General features: G+C 68.7%; 14 protein-coding genes and 1 pseudogene. 8 read left to right on the top strand and 7 right to left on the bottom strand.

Annotation, left to right across the window (positions count from 1 at the left end):
* Positions 1-10: 10 nt before the first annotated feature.
* Entirely contained in the window at positions 11-1,336 is a 1,326-nt protein-coding gene (locus tag AC37TH_RS12445) for an acyltransferase family protein (RefSeq protein ID WP_490764660.1), read from the top strand.
* Here AC37TH_RS12445 and AC37TH_RS12440 read toward each other — a convergent pair.
* On the bottom strand, positions 1,284-2,420 hold the full coding sequence (locus AC37TH_RS12440) for an alkaline phosphatase family protein (RefSeq protein ID WP_490764659.1): 1,137 nt from the start codon (positions 2,418-2,420) through the stop codon (positions 1,284-1,286). The two genes, AC37TH_RS12445 and AC37TH_RS12440, sit on opposite strands and share 53 nt — an antisense overlap.
* Before the next feature lie 63 nt (positions 2,421-2,483).
* On the opposite strand from AC37TH_RS12440, the gene AC37TH_RS12435 reads away from it, so the two are divergent.
* Positions 2,484-4,961 (top strand): DNA gyrase/topoisomerase IV subunit A, encoded by a 2,478-nt coding sequence (locus tag AC37TH_RS12435; RefSeq protein WP_490764658.1) that lies wholly within the window; start codon positions 2,484-2,486, stop codon positions 4,959-4,961.
* Positions 4,962-5,054: 93 nt separating this feature from the next.
* On the opposite strand, the gene AC37TH_RS12430 is transcribed toward AC37TH_RS12435, so the two are convergent.
* Positions 5,055-7,139 carry a DNA gyrase/topoisomerase IV subunit B gene (locus AC37TH_RS12430; RefSeq protein WP_490764657.1) on the bottom strand — a complete coding sequence of 695 codons (2,085 nt, stop codon included), beginning with the start codon at positions 7,137-7,139 and terminating at the stop codon, positions 5,055-5,057.
* A 212-nt stretch (positions 7,140-7,351) separates the two neighbouring features.
* Here AC37TH_RS12430 and AC37TH_RS12425 point away from each other — a divergent pair, with 212 nt between their 5' ends.
* The 3 genes from AC37TH_RS12425 to alr all read left to right on the top strand — a co-directional run bounded on the left by AC37TH_RS12425 (position 7,352) and on the right by alr (position 9,420).
* On the top strand, positions 7,352-7,588 hold the full coding sequence (locus tag AC37TH_RS12425) for a DUF7455 domain-containing protein (RefSeq protein ID WP_055896232.1): 237 nt from the start codon (positions 7,352-7,354) through the stop codon (positions 7,586-7,588).
* A gap of 267 nt (positions 7,589-7,855) precedes the next feature.
* On the top strand, positions 7,856-8,347 hold the full coding sequence (locus tag AC37TH_RS12420; RefSeq protein WP_490764656.1) for an alanine racemase C-terminal domain-containing protein: 492 nt from the start codon (positions 7,856-7,858) through the stop codon (positions 8,345-8,347).
* Positions 8,344-9,420: an alanine racemase gene (alr, locus tag AC37TH_RS12415; RefSeq protein WP_490764655.1), complete on the top strand. Its 1,077-nt coding sequence runs from the start codon at positions 8,344-8,346 to the stop codon at positions 9,418-9,420. Before AC37TH_RS12420 ends, alr begins: the two co-directional genes overlap by 4 nt.
* 57 nt (positions 9,421-9,477) lie before the next feature.
* On the opposite strand, the gene AC37TH_RS12410 is transcribed toward alr, so the two are convergent.
* The 5 genes from AC37TH_RS12410 to AC37TH_RS12390 all read right to left on the bottom strand — a co-directional run bounded on the left by AC37TH_RS12410 (position 9,478) and on the right by AC37TH_RS12390 (position 15,323).
* On the bottom strand, positions 9,478-10,194 hold the full coding sequence (locus tag AC37TH_RS12410; protein ID WP_490764654.1) for a type 1 glutamine amidotransferase: 717 nt from the start codon (positions 10,192-10,194) through the stop codon (positions 9,478-9,480).
* Positions 10,191-11,465: a MurT ligase domain-containing protein gene (locus tag AC37TH_RS12405; protein ID WP_490764653.1), complete on the bottom strand. Its 1,275-nt coding sequence runs from the start codon at positions 11,463-11,465 to the stop codon at positions 10,191-10,193. The genes AC37TH_RS12410 and AC37TH_RS12405 overlap by 4 nt, the downstream gene beginning before the upstream one ends.
* A 9-nt stretch (positions 11,466-11,474) precedes the next feature.
* Positions 11,475-12,800 (bottom strand): RNA polymerase sigma factor, encoded by a 1,326-nt coding sequence (locus tag AC37TH_RS12400; RefSeq protein ID WP_490764652.1) that lies wholly within the window; start codon positions 12,798-12,800, stop codon positions 11,475-11,477.
* A gap of 221 nt (positions 12,801-13,021) precedes the next feature.
* The gene (locus AC37TH_RS12395) at positions 13,022-14,362 is read right to left on the bottom strand and encodes an MFS transporter (RefSeq protein ID WP_490764651.1); all 1,341 of its coding nucleotides are present in this window, start codon (positions 14,360-14,362) and stop codon (positions 13,022-13,024) included.
* A 28-nt stretch (positions 14,363-14,390) separates the two neighbouring features.
* A complete protein-coding gene (locus AC37TH_RS12390) occupies positions 14,391-15,323 on the bottom strand; it encodes a proteasome assembly chaperone family protein (RefSeq protein WP_490764650.1) in 933 nt (310 codons plus the stop codon).
* Positions 15,324-15,419: 96 nt separating this feature from the next.
* Here AC37TH_RS12390 and AC37TH_RS12385 point away from each other — a divergent pair.
* The 3 genes and pseudogenes from AC37TH_RS12385 (at position 15,420) to sucB (ending at position 20,034) form a co-directional block, all read left to right on the top strand.
* Positions 15,420-16,936, top strand: a pseudogene (locus AC37TH_RS12385) (leucyl aminopeptidase).
* Positions 16,937-17,045: 109 nt separating this feature from the next.
* On the top strand, positions 17,046-18,419 hold the full coding sequence (gene lpdA, locus AC37TH_RS12380; RefSeq protein WP_490764649.1) for a dihydrolipoyl dehydrogenase: 1,374 nt from the start codon (positions 17,046-17,048) through the stop codon (positions 18,417-18,419).
* Positions 18,420-18,483: 64 nt separating this feature from the next.
* Positions 18,484-20,034, top strand: coding sequence for a 2-oxoglutarate dehydrogenase, E2 component, dihydrolipoamide succinyltransferase (gene sucB, locus AC37TH_RS12375; protein ID WP_490764648.1), 1,551 nt, complete (start codon positions 18,484-18,486; stop codon positions 20,032-20,034).
* Positions 20,035-20,050: the final 16 nt, after the last annotated feature.

Genomic DNA, 20,050 nt, shown 5'->3' with positions numbered 1-20,050 from the left:
GGATAGCCGAATGCCTTCCGCCGACGCCTCCCTGCGCTCCATCGGCGTCGGCCTCCGCGGCCACGACAACGCCCTGGGCTTCATCCGCCTCGTTCTGGCGTTCCTGGTGCTCGTCGACCACACGTTCCCGCTCGGCGGCTTCGGCCCCGATTTCGGCGGGAAGTGGGTGCACAGTCAGGCGAACCTCGGATCACTCGCCGTCGCAGGCTTCTTCGCGATCAGCGGATACCTGATCGCCAAGAGCGGCATGTCCGCCGACGTCCTGCAGTTCCTCTGGCGCCGCACTCTGCGCATCTTCCCAGCGTTCCTGGTGGTGCTCGGCGTCGGCGCGTTCGTCATCGGTCCGCTGATCTGGGTCCTCGACGGCCACTCGTTCACCGCGTACTTCTCGCTCGCCCCGACGAGTCCGTGGCACTACATCGCCTCCAACTGGACCCTCCGCGTCGGTTCGTTCGGCATCCAGGACATCTTCCAGCAGACCACCCCATACGGCCGCCTGACCGGCGCCAGCGTGCTCAATGGGTCACTGTGGACCCTCGACTACGAGTGGACCTGTTATCTCATCATCGCCGCGATGTGCGCCTCGGCGGTCCTGCTCAAGGCACGACCGATCGTCGCGGCCGTCACGGCCGTGATCGCCATCGGCCAGATCGTGCAGATCGTCTCGCCGGGCATGATGGGCGACGTCACCCCGATGTTCGGCAGCGTGCTGCTGCTCTGGATGAGCTACCCGTTCATGGTCGGCGCCCTGATCGCCGTGTACTCGCGGTCGATCCCGCTGGACCACCGCCTGGGCGTCGCCAGCGGTCTCGTGCTCGTCCTGACGCTGCTGAACGGCGGCTACGCCGTCTTCGGAGTCCCGGCAGGCGTGTACTTCGTGCTCTGGCTCGGGGCTGTGCTCCCCCGACCCCTCCGCCGCGTCGGACGCACCAACGACTACTCATACGGCGTCTACATCTACGGCTTCCTCGTGCAGCAGACGCTCGCATACTTCGGCCTCTTCAAGCTCGGCTTCTTCCCGTACCTGCTCGGCGCGACGATCGTCACGGCGATCTGCGCCTGGCTCTCCTGGCACGTGGTCGAGAAGCACGCGATGAAGCTGAAGGACTGGGGCCCCGGCCGCGGGATCGCGCACTGGTGGCAGTGGGTGCGCTCACTGCTCCGCCCCCGTCCACGGCACCTGCCGCCGGCGCCGGAGGACCCCAACGAAACAGAACCGGTCACGGTGCCGGTCGCCACGGCTCCGGTCACCACGGTGCCGGTCGCCACAGTGCCGGTCGAGTTCAGCCAGCGGCCCCGAACCGCAGCAGAGGAACCCGCGTCTCGTCCGCAGTGAGCGAGCCGTGCTGGCCGATCATGCCGCGGCCGGTGTCTGCTCTGTCCCGCGAGTCGTAATACGCCACCCGCTTGCGCGCGCCCACCAGCACGTCGCCGATGCGCGGCGCGACCTCCGGATGCACGGACGGGCCGAACCAGCCGGCCTCGATCGCCTCCGCGCGCGTCGCCACCCACGCCCTGTCGCCCTCCGCGGAGCGCCACAGCTCGGCGACCGCCGTGGCGTCGTCGGGGCTGTCCAGGTGCAGGTGCAGGAAGCGCGGCTCCCCCGCGATCAGCCGGACGCCATCGATCAGCTCTGGCGCGGTGTCGAACAGCACGTGGCCGCTCACCGGCACGTCGATGACGCCGTGGTCGGCGGTCAGCAGCATCCCCTGACGGGGGCCGAGGCGGCGTGCGAGCGACGCGACCAGCGCATCCAGTGCTTCGAGGGCGGCCGTCCACTCCGGCGACTCCCAGCCCTTCGCGTGGGCGAGCTGGTCGAGTTCGGCCACGTAGAGGTAGGTGAGCGCTCGGCCGGGGGTGCTGAGCACCTGCTCCGCCGCCGCGAACCGGTCTGCCATGGTGCGGCCTCCGACGAACTCCGCCCCACGCAGCACGGCAGCAGTGAAACCGGACTCGCTGTACTTCGGAAGGCCGATGGCGCGGGTGGCGACCCCCGCATCCCGTGCCTGCTCGAACACGGTGCGCGAGCGCTGCCAGGTGGCGGGGTCGAGGCGGTCGTCCCAGCCGCTCAGCTGGTTGACGATCCTGTCGTTGCCGGTGTCGAGGACGCGGTAGCCGACGAGGCCGTGCTCGCCGGGGGTCGTGCCCGTCGCGAGGGTGGCGAGCGCAGAGGCGGTCGTGGTCGGGAATCCGGCGTCGATCGTCGTCGTCTTGCCGAGGAGAGGGGCGAGCGTCCTGGCGTGGCCGGAACGGGCGCGCAGCGAGGAGGCGCCGAGCCCGTCGACCACCACGACGACCACCTGGTCGAGCGCGGGGAGTCCGAGCTCGTTCGCATCGCCGCTGAGCGCGGACAGGGAACTTGGCAGAACAGCGGCAAGGCTCGCTCGCGTGGTGAACGCGGCCGGTAGCATGGGGGGCATCCGGCCCAGTTTGTCACAGCGTGACGGGCTGACGCCCCTCTCTCCCCTCCCGAGATTGCACGAATGACACCAGCAGACGACCAGGCCGCAGCGGGCACCACCGAACGCATCGAAGACGTCGACGTCACGACCGAGATGCAGGGCTCCTTCCTCGAGTACGCATACTCCGTCATCTACTCCCGAGCGCTGCCAGACGCCCGCGACGGCCTGAAGCCGGTCCAGCGGCGCATCCTGTACCAGATGACCGAGATGGGCCTCCGCCCGGACCGCGGCCACGTCAAGTCGGCCCGTGTCACCGGCGAAGTGATGGGAAAGCTGCACCCGCACGGCGACAGCGCCATCTACGACGCCCTCGTGCGCATGGCCCAAGACTTCACCCTGCGCGTCCCGCTCATCGACGGACACGGCAACTTCGGCTCCCTGGACGACGGGCCCGCCGCCCCCCGCTACACCGAGGCACGCCTCGCCGCCGCGGCGCTCGCCCTCACCGAAGACCTCGACGAAGACGTGGTCGACTTCGTCCCCAACTACGACAACCAGCTGATGCAGCCGGATGTGCTCCCCGCCGCCTTCCCGAACCTCCTGGTCAACGGAGCGAGCGGCATCGCGGTCGGCATGGCCACCAACATGGCCCCGCACAACCTCATCGAGGTGGTCGGCGCCGCGCGCCACCTGCTCGCCCATCCGGAGGCGACCCTCGACGACCTGATGGAGTATGTGCCGGGCCCCGACCTGCCGACGGGCGGCACGATCGTCGGCCTCTCCGGCGTCAGAGATGCGTACGCGACCGGCCGCGGCAGCTTCAAGACCCGCGCCAAGGTCACCGTCGAGTCGATCACCGCACGCAAGAGCGGCCTGGTCGTCACCGAGCTTCCCTACTTGATCGGCCCGGAGAAGGTCATCGAGAAGATCAAAGACGGCGTCAACTCCAAGAAGCTCTCCGGCATCTCCGACGTCACCGACCTGAGCGACCGCCAGCACGGCCTCCGGCTCGTCATCGGCATCAAGACAGGGTTCAGTCCGGAGGCTGTGCTCGAACAGCTCTACCGGCACACGCCACTCGAAGACGGCTTCTCGATCAACAACGTCGCGCTCGTCGAGGGCGGCCCGCAGACCCTCGGACTGCGAGAGCTGCTGTCCGTCTACCTCAGCCACCGCATTCAGGTCGTCACCCGCCGCTCCCAGTACCGCCTCGCCCGGCGTAAGGAACGCCTGCACCTGGTCGAAGGCCTCCTCATCGCCATCCTCGACATCGACGAGGTCATCCAGGTCATCCGCGGCAGCGACGACACCGACCAGGCGCGCACCAGGCTGATGGATGTGTTCGACCTCAGCACCTTGCAGGCCGACTACATCCTGGAACTGCGGCTGCGTCGCCTCACCCGCTTCTCCCGCATCGAACTCGAGACCGAGAAGGCCCAGCTCGAAGCGGAGATCGCCGAGCTCGAGGAGCTGCTCGCCAGCCGCGACCGCATCAACGCGCTCGTCTCGGACGAGATGGAGCAGGTCGCCGCGAAGTTCGGCACCCCGCGCCGCACGCTGCTCACCGAGGCGCGCCCGTCCATCGCGACGGCATCCGCACGCGGCAAGCAGCAGGTCGTGCTCGAAGTCGCCGACGTTCCGTGCCGCGTGCTGCTGTCGACCACCGGGCGCATCCTGCGGGTGGACCAGCAGCCGGGCGACGACGGCGGCCTCGACCGCATCGCCGCCCCGGCGCGCCGGAGCAAGCACGACGCGATCCTGTCCCAGCTCGACACCACCACGCGCACCGAGATCGGCGCTGTCACCAACCGGGGGCGTCTAATCCGGTTCTCCCCCGTCGACCTTCCTGCGGCCCCCGTCAACTCGATCCAGCTCGGCGCCGGCGTGAAGATCGGCGACTATCTGGCGCTCGCGGACCGCAAGGAACGCATCCTGGCCATCGTGTCGCTCGATGCACCGCGGTCGATCGCCCTCGGAACGAAGCAAGGTGTCGTCAAGCGGGTCACCGCAGGCGACTGGGCCAACAAGCCGGAGTTCGAGATCATCGGGCTCAAGGCGGGCGACGAAGTCGTCGGCGCCGTGCAGGGCGACGAGACCGACGAACTGGTGTTCGTCGCCAGCGACAGCCAGCTGCTGCGCTTCGCCGCCTCTGCGGTGCGTCCGCAGGGCAGGTCGGCTGGCGGCATGGCCGGCATCAACCTGGCTCCGGATGCGCGGGTCGTCTTCTTCGGCACGGTCCCCGCCGACGAGAAGGACGAGACCGTCGTCGTCACCATCGCGACCGGAGGCGAGACGCTGCTCGGCGCCGACCCCGGCAGCGGCAAGGTGAGCGAGTTCGCCGAGTTCCCCGCCAAGGGCAGGGCCACCGGCGGCGTGCGGTCCCAGCGATTCCTCAAGGGCGAGACCGAGCTGCAGCTCGCCTGGGTCGGACGCGCTCCGGCCCTCGCGGTCGCCGCGGACGGCGCCGCCCGCTCGCTCCCCGACACCCCGACCCGTCGCGACGCCTCCGGCACCCCCCTCGACATGGTCGTCGCCGCCATCGGCCGCCGCCTCGCCTGACTCCCCACCCCAAGCCATCGAGCCGGGACTTATGCACGCGACACACCGTGTCTGACGTACATAAGTCCCGGCTCGATCGCTTAGGAGTGGGCGTCAGGCGTCGATGCGGGCCCGGGAGAGGTCGTCGGCACCGGCGATGATGAACTCCTTGCGCGGGGCGACGTCGTTGCCCATCAGCAGCTCGAAGACGCGAGAAGCCTGCTCTGCGTCCGGGACGCGCACGCGCCGCAGAGTGCGGTGGTGGCGGTCCATCGTCGTGGTCGCGAGCTGGTCCGCATCCATCTCGCCGAGTCCCTTGTAGCGCTGGATCGGCTCCTGGTAGCGCTTGTTGCGCTTCTTCAGGTCGGCGAGCACGGCCTGCAGCTCCGCCTCCGAGTATGTGTAGATCGTCTCGTTCGGCTTGGATCCCGGGTTCATCACGATCACGCGGTGCAGCGGAGGAACGGCGGCGAACACACGCCCCTCCTCGATCATCGGCCGCATGTAGCGGAAGAACAGCGTCAGCAACAGCGTCCGGATGTGCGCCCCGTCCACGTCCGCGTCGGACATGATGATGACCTTGCCGTACCTGGCCGTAGACAGGTCGAAGCTGCGTCCGGAGCCTGCTCCGATCACCTGGATGATCGCCGCGCACTCCGCGTTGGAGAGCATGTCGGAGACCGACGCCTTCTGCACGTTGAGGATCTTGCCGCGGATCGGCAGCAGTGCCTGGTACTCGCTGTCGCGCGCACGCCGCGCAGTGCCGAGCGCCGAGTCGCCCTCGACGATGAACAGCTCGCTGTTGCCCACATCGCTCGACCGGCAGTCCACCAGCTTCGCGGGCAGGGATGAGGTCTCCAGCGCGTTCTTGCGGCGCTGGGTCTCCTTGTGGGCACGAGCGGAGATCCTGGACTTCATCTCGGCGACGACTTTGTCGAGCAGCAAGGCCGACTGCGCCTTGTCATCGCGCTTCGACGACCCGAAGCGCTCCGCCATCGCCTTCTGCACCACCTGGGCGACGATCGCGCGCACGGCGGGCGTCCCGAGGATCTCCTTGGTCTGACCCTCGAACTGCGGCTCGGGCAGGCGCACGGTGAGCACGGCTGTGAGCCCGGCCATCACGTCGTCTTTGTCGAGCTTGTCGCTGCCGACCTTCAGCCTGCGCGCGTTCTGCTCGACCTGCGCGCGGAGGAACTTGAGCATCCCCTGGTCGAAGCCGGTCTGGTGGCTTCCGCCCTTCGGGGTCGCGATGATGTTGACGAAGCTGTGCATCACGGTGTCGTATCCGGTGCCCCAGCGCAGCGCGATGTCGACCTCGCAGTCGCGGGTCAGCTCGGTCGGGAGCATCGCGCCGCTGTCGGAGAGCACGGGCACCGTCTCGGTGAACGTGCCGTTGCCGGTGAGGCGCCAGGTCTCGGTGATCGGGCTGTCCGGCGCAAGGAAGTCGACGAACTCGGAGATGCCGCCCTGGTATTCGAAGGTGGTCTTCTCCGCCTCGTCGCTGCGCTTGTCGTCGATGCTGATCGCAAGCCCCGGCACGAGGAACGCCGTCTGACGCGCGCGCCCGATCAGGTCGTCTCCCTGGAAGTTCGCGCCCTTGGTGAAGATCTGCCTGTCCGCCCAATACCGGATGCGCGTCCCCGTGACGCCCTTCGCCACCTTGCCGACCACCCGCAGCTCGCTGTTCTTCACGAACGGCGTGAACGGGGCGTCCGGGCTCGGCGGGTTCTTCCCGTCGTCGAAGACGCCGGGCTCTCCGCGGTGGAACGACATGGCCCAGACTTTGCCGTCGCGGTCGACCTCGACGTCGAGCCGCTCGGAGAGCGCGTTGACGACCGAGGCGCCGACGCCGTGCAACCCACCGGATGCGGCGTACGAGCCGGAGCCGAACTTGCCGCCCGCGTGCAGCTTGGTGAAGACGACCTCGACCCCGGACAGCCCGGTCTTCGGCTCGATGTCCACCGGGATGCCGCGCGCCTTGTCGCGCACCTCGACGCTGTCGTCCGCGTGCAGGACGACCTCGATGGACGTGCCGTGACCGGCCAGCGACTCGTCGACGGAGTTGTCGATGATCTCCCAGAGGCAGTGCATCAGACCGCGCGAGTCCGTCGATCCGATGTACATGCCTGGGCGCTTGCGCACCGCCTCCAGGCCTTCGAGGACTGAGAGATGTCTGGCCGAATAGTCTGAGCTCGCCACGAGCGCTCCTTGCGATTCCGATGCGCCGGATGGGTGCCGGCGTCACACGACTTCCAGCCTACGTACTCCCCGGAGCCCCGCCCGCCACCGACACCCGGCTGAGTGTGTGCTACGCGTTCAGCGAAATGGGGGGCGAATCGGGCAGTGTTGCGGCCGGAACGTGGTTCTATAGATGTATCGAGTTCACGGTTGCGATCTGAAAGGAGCATCATATGTCGACGATCACCACGGAGAACGGTGCGGTTGACGAGCTCGCATCGGGGCCGCAACTGACTGCGGCCGACCGTTGCGACAGCTGCGGAGCCCAGGCTTACATCCGCGTCGTCGTGAATAACGGCGAGCTCCTGTTCTGCGCCCACCACGGCAAGAAGCACCAGGAGAAGCTCTCGCAGATCGCGCACAGCTGGCACGACGAGACGGCACGTCTCTTCGAAGAGCAGCGCGCGTAACGCGCCCCCGGCGCTGAAGCGAGTCACCCAGACGATGAGTGAACGGCCGACGGGCGTGCGAAGGCACGCCCTCATCGACCTCGACGCCATCCTGGCCAACGCGGCTGCAGCGTCACCCACCGACCTCACCGCCGACCTCCGCGCCGACGCGTACGGACACGGGCTCATCCCCGTGGCCCGTGCGCTGTCGGATGCGGGGGTCGGCGTTTTCTCGTCTCCCGGCTCGAAGACGCGGCGGCTCTCGCCGACGCCGGGCTCACCGGGGCCTTGGTCGCCGATCCGGATGCACCGAATGCGGGGGCTCCCGCGGGCTCGACCGCGCTCGGACCAGAGCTGTTCGGCCTGACGCGGGGCGCGCATCCACGGGCGGCGATGCGGCTGGTCGGCGAGATCATCGCCGTGAAGCGCGTGCCGGCCGACAGCGGCGTCTCGTACGGCTATACCTACCGCACTCCCCACGACACCACGCTCGCGCTGATCGCGCTCGGCTTCGCCGACGGCATCCCGCGCGTGGTCACCAACAAGGCGCCGGTGCGCATCGGCGACTTCACCGGGCGTGTCACCGGGCGCATCGCCATGGACCAGTTCGTGGTCGACCTCGACGGCCGGGAGGCGCAGCCGGGCGATCCTGCTGTCCTCTTCGGCGACGCGGCGCTCGGCGAGCCGACCGTGCTCGACTGGGCGGACGCCATCGGCATCGCCGCCCCCGTCATCACGTCCCGCCTCGGCCGCCGCATCGAGAGGGTGTACAGCGCATGACGATCGTCGACGCCATCGCGGAGCCGTTGCCGCGCGCGGTCATCGACCTCGCGGCCCTCCGCCACAACGTCTCCCACCTCGCCGCCCTGATCGCGCCGTCGGAGCTGATGCTCGCCGTCAAGGCCGACGCATACGGCCACGGGCTGCTCCCGGTCGCCGAGGCGGGCATCCAGGCGGGCGCAGGGTCGCTCGCCGTGCTGGAGATCCCGGCCGGACTAGTCCTGCGGCGGGCCGGCGTGACGGTTCCACTGCTCGCCTGGTTGCACGGCACGGACACCGATTGGCGCTCCGGCATCGAAGCGGACATCGAACTCGGCATCTCGGCGCGCTGGCAGCTCGACGCAATCGCCGCCGCCGGAGCAGACCGGCCTGCCGTCGTGCACCTCAAGGTCGACACGGGCCTCAGCCGCAACGGAGCCACCCGCGAGGACTGGCCTGCCCTGGTGGATGCTGCAGTCGGGCTCCAGGAGCAGGGTGTCGTCCGCATCCGTGCCGCCTGGTCGCACCTCGCCGACGCGTCGCTCGAGGACGACGAGGCCGCACTCGCCCAGTTCCTGGACGCCGTCCGCATCGCCGAGGAACGCGGGGCCACGTTCGAGATCCTGCACCTGGCGGCCAGTTCGGCCGGCATCCGGATGCCGGAAGCGCGCTTCGACCTCGTCAGGTTCGGGATCGCAGCGTACGGCGTCTCCCCCTTCGACGACAGCACGGGAGCCGATCTCGACCTCGTCCCCACGATGCGGCTCGAAGCTCCGGTCACCCACGTCCACGTCGGGGGCACCACCCACGCGCGCATCGGCATCGGCTACGCAGACGGCGTCCCGACGCTCGGGATCGCGAAAGCGCACGTCTCCCTCGGCGGCTTGCCGTGCCGGGTGCTGTCCGTGGACGCGGACTCGATGCTGATCGACGCCGGGCAGACCCGCGTGGAGGTCGGCGACACCGCCATCCTGTTCGGTCCAGGCGTGAACGGCGAGGTCATCGCCGAGAAGTGGGCGGACTGGGCTGAGACGATCGCCGACGAGATGCTCACGGGTGTCGCGGTCCGCGTCCCCCGCGTCTACGTGGGCTGACGCCGCTCAGCGCGTAACGCCGCAGCTCAGGGCGCGCTGTTCAGAGCACGCAGTTCTTCAGAGCTTCACGCCGAGGCGGTCGGCGATCGCGCGCCGTGCGTTGGCCGCATACCGGTCGACGCTCTCGGTCTGCGCCACCGGGGCGAGCTCGCCGCGCAGGGCCGTCACGAGCATCCGGTCGGCCAGCGACGGGTTCATCGGCAGCACGGGCCCGTGCAGGTGGGTGCCGATGGCCGCGGCCACCACGACGCCCTCCGTGTGCCCGCCGTCGTTGCCGGTGCCGCTGACGATCGTGCCGAACGGTTCAGCACCCTCCAGCGTCGTCGCGGCGGAGTGGTTCTCGAACCCGGCGACCGTTCCCTGCCCGGTGCGCACGACGATCTCGCCGACGTGCCGGGTGGCGCCGAGCTGAGCGCGGGTCGGGAAGACGGCGGCTCCGGCGAGGCGTTCACCGTCCGCGGTGACGAGTTCGGTGCCGAGCAGCTGCCAGCCGCCCGCGATCGCCAGGATCGGGGTGCCTGCGTCACGCCACGCGCGCAGTGTCGGCGCGATGCGCTGCACGTCCTCCAGCACCGCGCGCTGCGACGACAGCGGACCGCTGCCGATGTGGACGATGTCCGCCGCTTCGGGAAGGACGCCGCCGACCTGGTGCCGCACGACCTCCGCCTCGATGCCGCGCCACCGGGCGCGCTCGACCAGGGCGGTCACATTGCCGGCGTCGCCGTTGATGCCGAGCTCGGCCGGGTACAGGTGCAGGATGCGCAGAACGGTCATCGCTCGCCGCCCTCCAAGTCGAGGAAGCCGAGCTGTTTGCGGATCAGCATCATCTGCTCGTAGTTGACGATCATGGTCTTGGTGCCCGTCGCCGGCTTCGGCAGGTCGAGGAACGCGGTCAGCGCCGGCTTCAGCTCCGGCACGACCTGGTCGACCGGGATGCCCGCGTAGGCGAACCGGGTGGCGAACTGCCAGGCCTTGGTGCCGGAGACGACGTCGACGTGCTCGATCGAGGACAGGTCGATGTCGTAGACCCAGGACGGGTCCGGTGTCCCCTCGTCGACCGCCACGAAGACCTGCTCCGGCGGGGCGCTCAGATAGTCGAGGTTGAGCTGCAGGCTCGGCGGATTCTTCATCATGATGATCTCGATGTCCTCCTCGCCCACCCGCAGCGTCTCGCCGCGACCGTAGACCGTGCGCAGCGACGCCATCGCGGCCACGACAGCCTGCGGCTGGAAGCGGTCACCGAGCAGGCGGCGGGCCATCGCGGTCGCACCGGCCGCATCCACGGCGTAGTGGAGGCCTCTGGCCGGGAGCGCGACCTGCACGCTCTCTCCACCGAAGGCGAGCCTGGCGCTTCGCGCATCCAGCTCGCTGACGAACACAGAGGGCACGGGAAGGGTGCCGGCCGGCACACCCGAGACGTCTTTCACGTTGGCGAGCCCGTTGGGGGATGCGTCGATGATCGACGGCGCGACCGCGAACGTCGAGACGTCACGGCTCTCGGCAAGGAGTTCGGCGCCGACGCGGGCGAGACTGTCGTCGTCCGCGTTCACCACCACGAACTCCGACGAGGATGCTCCGATCGAGCGCAGCATCCCGACCACCCTGGTCGGCTCGAAGAACCGGTTGAGCTGGTCGATCTGCACATTCAGCAACAGCGAACCGCGCGGCTTGAGGATGGTCGCCAGGTCGACGCCGTACGCCTCGTCCACCTCGATCACGCCGACATCGGCGCGCACACGCCCGTCGAGCGGGACCGTCGCGAGCAACGCGGACGCGATCCCCTGCGGCAGGTTGCCGCCGGACGGGTTGGTGAACACGGTCAGCCCGTGCTCGCGCAGGATGCCCGTGAGCATGTTCGTCGTGGTCGACTTGCCGTTCGATCCGGAGACGAACACCACGCCGAGCGGAAGCTCGGCGACGGCGCGTTCCAGAAACTTCGGCGCGATCGCCAGAGCGACGCGACCCGGCACAGCCGAGCCACCGCCGCGCAGGCGCAGCAGCCAGCGGGCGAGGCGACCGGCGACGACCGCTAGCCTGTAGCGCACTCCCCCGGCCTACTCGAGGTAGTCGCGAAGCGACTGCGACCGGGATGGGTGACGGAGCTTCGCCATCGTCTTCGACTCGATCTGACGGATGCGCTCGCGCGTCACCCCGAACGTGTCGCCGATCTGGTCGAGCGTCTTCGGCATACCGTCGCCGAGGCCGAACCGCATGCGGATCACCCCTGCCTCACGCTCGGAGAGCGAGTCGAGCAGGCTCTCGAGCTGCTTCTGCAGCATCGTGAAGCCCACCGCGTCGGCCGGGACGACCGCCTCGGTGTCCTCGATCAGGTCGCCGAACTCGCTGTCGCCGTCCTCGCCGAGCGGGGTGTGCAGGGAGATCGGCTCACGGCCGTACTTCTGCACCTCGATGACCTTCTCCGGGGTCATGTCGAGCTCGCGGCTCAGCTCTTCCGGCGTGGGCTCGCGGCCCAGGTCCTGAAGCATCTGGCGCTGCACGCGGGCGAGCTTGTTGATGACCTCGACCATGTGCACCGGGATGCGGATGGTGCGGGCCTGGTCGGCCATGGCGCGGGTGATCGCCTGACGGATCCACCAGGTCGCGTACGTCGAGAACTTGAAGCCCTTGGTGTAGTCGAACTTCTCGACCGCACGGATGAGGCCCAGGTTGCCTTCCTGGATCAGGTCGAGGAACTGCATTCCGCGACCGGTGTAGCGCTTGGCCAGCGAGACGACGAGGCGGAGGTTCGCGCCGAGCAGGTGGCTCTTGGCACGCTGACCGTCGCGGGCGACCCAGCGCAGCTCGCGCTCGAGCTCCTTGGTCATGTTCGGCGTGTTCGCCAGCTTGTCCTCGGCGAACAGGCCGGCCTCGATGCGCATCGCGAGCTCGACCTCCTCCGCCGCGTTCAGCAGGGCGACCTTACCGATCTGCTTCAGGTAGTCCTTGACAGGGTCGGCCGTCGCTCCGGTGATCGTGCTGGAGTAGACCGGGATGTCGTCGTCCTCGTCGACGGCACGCAGAACGAGCGCGCCCGTCGGGAGGGGCTCGTCGGCGGTCGCCGGCTTGGCGTCGTCGTCGTCCGACTTCTCGTCGGCGTCGTCGCCGTCCGCCGCGGCGTCGACCTCGACGTCTGCCGCCTCGTCGATCTCGACGGCCTCGTCGTCGCCGATCTCGTCGTCGTCACCCTTGGCTTTGGTGGCCTTCTTGGCGCCGGCCTTGGCAGGCGCCTTCTTGGCGGGAGCCTTCGCTGCCGCCTTCTTCGCTGCGGGAGCGGCCTTCGCCGCCGTCTTCTTCGCGGTCGTCGCGGTGGCCTCGACCTCTGTCACCTCTGCTTCGGTGACATCGGCCACGGGGGCCTTCGTTGCTGCACGGGTTGCCATGTGAACACCTTTCATACCAAGCGGAGGGGCCGAGATTCCAAAGCGCCTTGGCCTGGCTCAGGTTGCGTGCGGACATTACTAAGACCCATGTCAAGTCCTGGGTCTGTGCGCCGAGCATTTCGCAATGCTTCGAGCCCCTGGATATGAACGGGTCCGATCAACAATTATTGCACGTTTCATGGGCGTTCCCGACCATCCGTTCGCCATCCCCCGGCTGTCGGTCAGCTCGCCGCCCCTCGTCCGCGTCTCTTCCACGCGTCGGAGAGTAGAACCCACAACGGGGCCACTTCTATTCCCTCGTCCTCCGACAGCAGGCGGCGGGTGCGGCGCCTCGCCCGCAGGAGGAAACCCACCCCGATGCCGACGATCACGTACTGGATGGCGAACGCCCAGCGGAACGAGTCGAAGGCGTAGAGATCAGACGCTCCCCCTGCGGCGACACGCGCATTGTTCTGCAGGTCGAGCGCGACGCCGATCAGGAACATCATCACGAAACTGGCGAGGAAACCGCCGACATTGACGATGCCGTTCGCGGATCCGAGGCTGTGCAGGGGGTTGGAGGTGCGGGCGAAGTCGAACCCGATCAGGGAGCCCGGCCCTCCGATCCCGATCGCGATCAGCAGCACGATGAGCAGCCAGAGCGGCGGCGTGCCCGGCCAGAGCAGCACCACGGCCCAGACGATGCCCATCATCGCCACGATCCCGAGCACCAGGTTGCTGCGGCGCAGCGGGTATCGCGCGGTGAGCACGCCGAGGATCGGCCCGGAGATGAGTCCGGCCACGACGGCGACGATCAACAGACCGGCCGCCTCCGCCGGGTCGATCCCGAGCGCGAAGACCATGAACGGAAGCCCCCACATCAGCGTGAACACGGTCCCGGACGACTGCGTGACGAAGTGCGACCAGAAGCCGAGCTGGGTGCCAGGACGGCTGAGGCTCACCCTGAGCTGCCTGAGCGATTCCGTCCAAGTGGCGGGACGTGGTCCTTCCGTCGACCCGACCGGCCGGTCCGAGATCACGGCCACGATGCCGACCAGCGCGACGACGGACAGCGACGCTGCACTCAGGAAGGCGGTCGTCCATCCAGCCTGGTGCAGGATGATCGCGAACGGGATCGCCGACAGCACCTGACCCAGCTGCCCGATGTTGCCGATCCACTGCGAGAGCTGCGGCACGATCCGCCCGCGGAACCACGAGTTGGTCAACCGCATCAAAGAGGTGAACACCGTCGCGTCCCCGGCACCGACCAGGATGCGGCCGACGATCGCCACCCCGATGCTCGGCGCGAAGGCCACGGTCACCTGCCCGGCGATCATCAGCGCCGTCCCCACCGCCATCAGCCACCGCGAGCCGACTCTGTCGATCAGCACGCCGACCGGGATCTGCATAGCCGCGTAGACGATGAGCTGCACGACGGCGAGCGTCGACAGCACGGAGGCCGTGCTGTGGAAACGATCCGATGCTGCGACGCCTGCGACCCCGATGCTGGTGCGCTGCATCACGGCGACGAGGTACGCGAAGACGCCGACTCCGAAGATGAGCCAGGATCGACGCGAATTCACCTCACCAGCGTATTACCGCGCGAGCGACTCAGGATGCGGTCGGGCCGTTCTCCTCGTCACCGTGACGACGGAAGGCGAGGAAGTTCTCCAGCTCGGCTGCGATCTCGTCGGCGCTCGGAAGCTCGCCGTCCCTGTCTGTGAGAGGGGACCGGAGCTGGTTGTCCTCCATATAGCTGTCGTGTCGCTCCTCGAGCGTTCCGACCAGCTTGCCGAGTTCGGCGTTGGAGTCGACTTGCTCGTCGATGTTCGCGACGAACTCCCTGTCCTCCTCGCGGAGTCGGTCTGTCGGGAAGATGAGACCGGTCGCCGCGCTGATGCTGTCGAGGGCCGCGATGGCGGCCGCCGGGTATTCGGTGTCGGCGAGGTAGTGCGGGACGAGCAGGATGAAGCCGGCGATCGGGTACGACAGCTGCTGCAGCCGGAACTCCAGCAGATGGAGTGCGTTCGCGGGCACCTGGGTGTGCGGCTTCCAGATCGACATCGAATCGATGAGCTCGGTGCGGTTGCCACTCACAGTGACGCCGATCGGCCGCGTGTGCGGAACGGGCATCGGAATCGAGTGCACCCAGGTGACCGCTTTGACCTTGAGCTTGTCGATGAGACCGAGGACGGCCTGGGTGAACCCTTCCCACTGGAAGTCCGGCTCGAATCCGGTGAGCAGGAGGAACGGCTGGCGGAGCTCGTCGTACGCGAGGTAGAGCTTGAGCGTGGCCGGCTGGTAGTCGGTGAGGTGGTCCTGATCGAAGTAGATGATCGGGCGGCGCGCACGGTAGTCGAGCAGGATGTCCGCGTCGAATGTGGCGACGACCTCGTTGTCGAGCGTGCCGAGCAGGTAGGTGCCGAGCTGGGTGACGCCGGAGCCCGCGTCGGCGAAGCCGGTCAGGCCGGCGACCAGGTTGAGCCCCTCGGGCACCTCGGTGAGGGCCGCGTTGAGGTCGTACAGGTCACCCGGATCGCGCATATTTCAACTCTAGGCCGACGCCAACAGCCCGACGCTGCGAACCGGCTCCGAAGTCGCACGCCCACAGCGAACACGGCGGGAGGCTAGATTCGAAGCATGACCGTGCCCTCTCTCTCGCTCTCGTCCTCCCCCGTCGTCTCGCCGTCCGGCGATGTGCTGCTGATCGGCGCGCGCGCATCCGGTGGCTCGGTCGTCATCGCCGCCGACGCCGCCGTGGAGGCCGTTGTCGCCGCTGCAGGGGACCTCGCGGCCCAGTTGCAGGCCGTGGGCTTCGGCGGAGGAAAGGACGAGCTCGTCCGCCTCCCCGGTGCTGCGGACGGACCATCGCTCGCCGTGATCGGACTTCCGGAGCCGGTGGATGCGGACGCCGTGCGGTTCGCAGCCGGCAGCGGCATCCGTCAGCTCGCGGGCACCGGGGCCGTCACCGTGGCGCTGCCGACGGACAACGACGAGAAGCTGGGCGCCGCGCTCGAAGGAGCAGCGCTCGGCTCGTACGCGTTCACGACATACCGCGAGGCATCGAAGCCGTCGGTGAAGACGCCCGTCGCAACGATCGAGGTCGTCGGCTCGCCGTCGGACGCCAGCGCAGCCGACCGGCTGGTCGCCCGCGCAACCGCAACGGCGGAGGCGGTCGCGCTGGTCAAGGACCTCGTGAACACGCCGCCGCTCGACCTCTACCCCGCCACGCTCGCCGACGCCGCGGAGGCCGCGGCGTCCGGCCTGCCCGTCGAGGTGAAGGTCTGGGACAAGAAGCAGCTCGAAGCGGACGGCTTCGGCGGCATCCTCGGCGTCGGGCAGGGCTCGACGCGGCCGCCGCGACTGGTGAAGGTGACGTACTCCCCGCTGGAGCCGCGAAGCACATCGCGCTCGTCGGCAAGGGGATCACGTTCGACACCGGCGGGCTCTCCCTCAAGCCGCCGACCGGGATGGTCGGGATGAAGTACGACATGACCGGCGCCGCCACCGTGCTCGCCGTCGCCGTCGCGGCGGCCAGGCTCGCGCTCCCGGTGAAGGTCACTGCATGGCTGTGCATCGCCGAGAACATGCCGTCCGGCTCCGCGATCCGTCCGAACGACGTCCTGCGCATCCGGGGCGGCCGAACGGTCGAGGTGCTGAACACCGACGCCGAGGGTCGCCTGGTGATGGCCGACGGCCTGGTCGCGGCGAGCGAGGAGCGCCCGGACGCGATCATCGACGTCGCCACCCTCACCGGGGCCGCGATGGTCGCCCTCGGCACGCGCTACGCGGCCGTGATGGGTGACGGCGCGCTCGTCGACGAGGTCGTCGACGCCGCCGGGGCGACCGGCGAACTGCTCTGGCCGATGCCGCTGCCCGGTGAGCTGCGCGCCACGATCAACTCCGACGTGGCCGACATCGCCAACGCGAACCCCGGCAACACCGCAGGCGGGATGCTCCTCGCAGCCGTCTTCCTGCAGGAGTTCGTCGGACGCACAGGAGATGCAGAGGATTCGCCGCGCATCCCGTGGGCCCACCTCGACATCGCCGGACCGGCCAAGGGCCCGGCCTCTCCGTACGGTTTCACCGGCAAGGGACCGACCGCCGTCACCGTCAGAGCCCTCCTCCGGTTGGCCGAGGACTTTTCCCGGAAGTAGTAGGGTCGTATGGGCAAGAAAAATTCTTGCCGCAATCAAACGCCTGCCCTCGAGTGACCCCTCGGGGCAGGGTCGTGTCACGAAACTTGATGCGCGAGGGAGTAGCTGGGTGTCTGAGCAGAACTTTGACATTGTGGTACTCGGCGGTGGGAGTGGAGGATACGCAGCAGCGCTGCGTGCGTCCGAGCTCGGTTTCACCGTTGGGATGATCGAGAAAGACAAGGTCGGAGGCACCTGCCTGCACCGAGGATGCATCCCCACCAAGGCGCTGCTGCACGCCGCCGAGGTGGCCGACTACTCGCGGGAGTCGTCGAAGTACGGCATCGTCACCGAGTTCCAGGGCATCGACATCAACGGTGTGACGGAATACCGCCAGGGAATCGTCGCCAAGAAGTACAAGGGCCTGCAGGGCCTGGTCAAGGCGCGCAAGATCACGGTCATCGAGGGCGAGGGGCGTCTGGTCTCCCCCACCACGGTGCAGGTCGGCGAAGACACCATCGTCGGAAAGCACGTCGTGCTGGCCACCGGCTCGTACTCCCGCTCGCTCCCCGGTCTGGAGATCGGCGGCCGCGTCATCACCAGCGAGCAGGCTCTCGAGCTGGACTTCGTGCCCAAGAAGGTCGCCGTGCTCGGCGGCGGCGTCATCGGCGTCGAGTTCGCGAGCGTCTGGAAGTCCTTCGGCGCAGACGTCACCATCATCGAGGCCCTCCCGCACCTCGTCCCCAACGAGGACGAGTCCATCAGCAAGTCGCTGGAGCGCGCGTTCCGCCGTCGCGGCATCGACTACCGTCTCGGGATCCGGTTCGCCGGTGTCACCCAGAACGAGGACGGCGTCGTCGTCACCCTCGAAAACGGCGACACTGTGGACGCCGAGCTGCTGCTCGTCGCCGTCGGCCGTGGCCCGTCGACCGCCAACCTCGGCTACGAAGAGGCGGGCATCACCATGGACCGCGGCTTCGTCATCACCGACGAGCGCCTGCACACGAGCGTTCCCGGCGTCTACGCGGTCGGCGACATCGTTCCCGGCCTGCAGCTCGCGCACCGCGGTTTCCAGCAGGGCATCTTCGTCGCGGAGGAGATCGCGGGCCTGAACCCGATCGTCGTCCCCGACGTCAACATCCCGAAGGTCACGTACTGCGACCCCGAGGTCGCCTCGGTGGGCCTCAGCGAGGCGAAGGCCGTGGAGCAGTACGGCGCCGACAAGGTGTCGAGCTACGACTACAGCCTGGCCGGCAACGGCAAGAGCGAGATCATCGGCACCAACGGTTCCGTCAAGGTCGTCCGCGTCGTCGACGGCCCCGTCGTCGGCGTCCACATGATCGGCGCCCGCGTCGGTGAGCTCATCGGCGAGGCACAGCTCGCGGTGAACTGGGAAGCATACCCGGAAGACATCGCCCCGCTCATCCACGCGCACCCCACGCAGAACGAGGCGCTGGGCGAGGCGTTCCTGTACCTCGCAGGCAAACCGCTGCACACCCTTTAGTCCGCCGCCGGTCGGCGCGACTGCAATAAACTACTGAACGAATTGGTTTGAAGGAGACAAGCTCATGAGCGAATCCGTCAGCCTCCCGGCACTCGGCGAGAGTGTCACGGAAGGCACGGTCACCCGCTGGCTGAAGAACGTTGGCGACCGTGTCGAGGTGGACGAGCCCCTGCTCGAAGTCTCGACCGACAAGGTCGACACCGAGATCCCCTCCCCCATCGCGGGCGTCATCGAGGCGATCCTGGTGCAGGAGGACGAGACCGTCGAGGTGGGTACCGCGCTCGTGACGATCGGCGACGGCTCCGGCGGCGGCGAGGCTCCGGCCGCGCCGGCTGCTGAGGCCGCACCGGCTGCTGAAGCTGCGCCTGCTGAGGCTGCACCCGCGGCTGAGGCTGCGCCCGCGGCTGAGGCTGCGCCCGCTCCCGCCGCTGAGGCCGCACCGGCACCTGCCGCTGAGGCCGCACCGGCACCTGCTGCTGAGGCCGCACCGGCACCTGCTGCCGAGGCTGCCCCGGCTCCGGTCGCTGCTGCCGCTCCGGCTCCCGCCGCTGAGGCTGCCCCGGCTCCGGTCGCTGCTGCCGCTCCGGCTCCCGCCGCTGAGGCTGCCCCGGCTCCGGTCGCAGCTGCCGCTCCGGCACCTGCGGCTCCTGCCGCCGCTGCTGCTCCGGCTCCCGCCGCTGCTGCTCCGGCCGCATCGGGTGGCGCTCACGCCGGCAACGCCGGCTACGTGACCCCGATCGTCCGCAAGCTGGCGAACGAGCAGGGCATCGACCTGTCGACCGTGACCGGCACCGGTGTCGGCGGACGCATCCGCAAGGAGGACATTCTCTCCGCTGCTGCTGCTCCGGCCGCCGCCGCCCCGTCCGCTGCTGCCGCCGCACCCGCTCCGGAGGTGTCGCCGCTGCGTGGCACCACCCAGCCCATGTCGCGTCTGCGCAAGGTCGTCGCCGAGCGCGCCGTCATCTCGATGCAGTCGTCGGCTCAGCTGACCACCGTCGTCGAGGTCGACGTGACCAAGGTCGCCGCGTTCCGCGACAAGGTCAAGGGCGAGTTCCAGACCAAGACCGGCGTGAAGCTCTCCTTCCTCCCGTTCTTTGCTCTGGCCGCTGCCGAGGCGCTGAAGTCGTACCCCGTCATCAACGCCACCATCGACGGCGACTCGATCGTCTACCCGGACCACGAGAACATGTCGATCGCCGTCGACACCGAGCGCGGCCTGCTCACCCCTGTGGTGCGCAACGCTTCCAAGCTCGACCTCGCCGGTCTCGCGACGGAGATCGCGGACCTCGCCGAGCGCACCCGTGAGAACCGTCTGAAGCCGGACGAGCTCGCTGGCGGCACGTTCACGCTGACCAACACGGGTTCGCGCGGCGCGCTGTTCGACACCCCCGTCGTGTTCCTCCCGCAGGTTGCGATCCTCGGAACCGGCATCGTCTCGAAGAAGCCCGTCGTCATCTCGGCCGACGGAACCGACTCGATCGCGATCCGCTCCACGGTGTACCTGGCTCTGTCGTACGACCACAGGATCGTCGACGGCGCCGACGCTGCCCGCTTCCTCGTCGCGGTGAAGAACCGTCTCGAGGGCGGCAACTTCGAGGCGAACCTCGGCATCTAGTCACTCGGCATCTAGT

The sequence above is a fragment of the Leifsonia sp. McL0627 genome (assembly GCF_058244615.1).
This window is presented reverse-complemented; position numbering and strand designations above follow the sequence as displayed.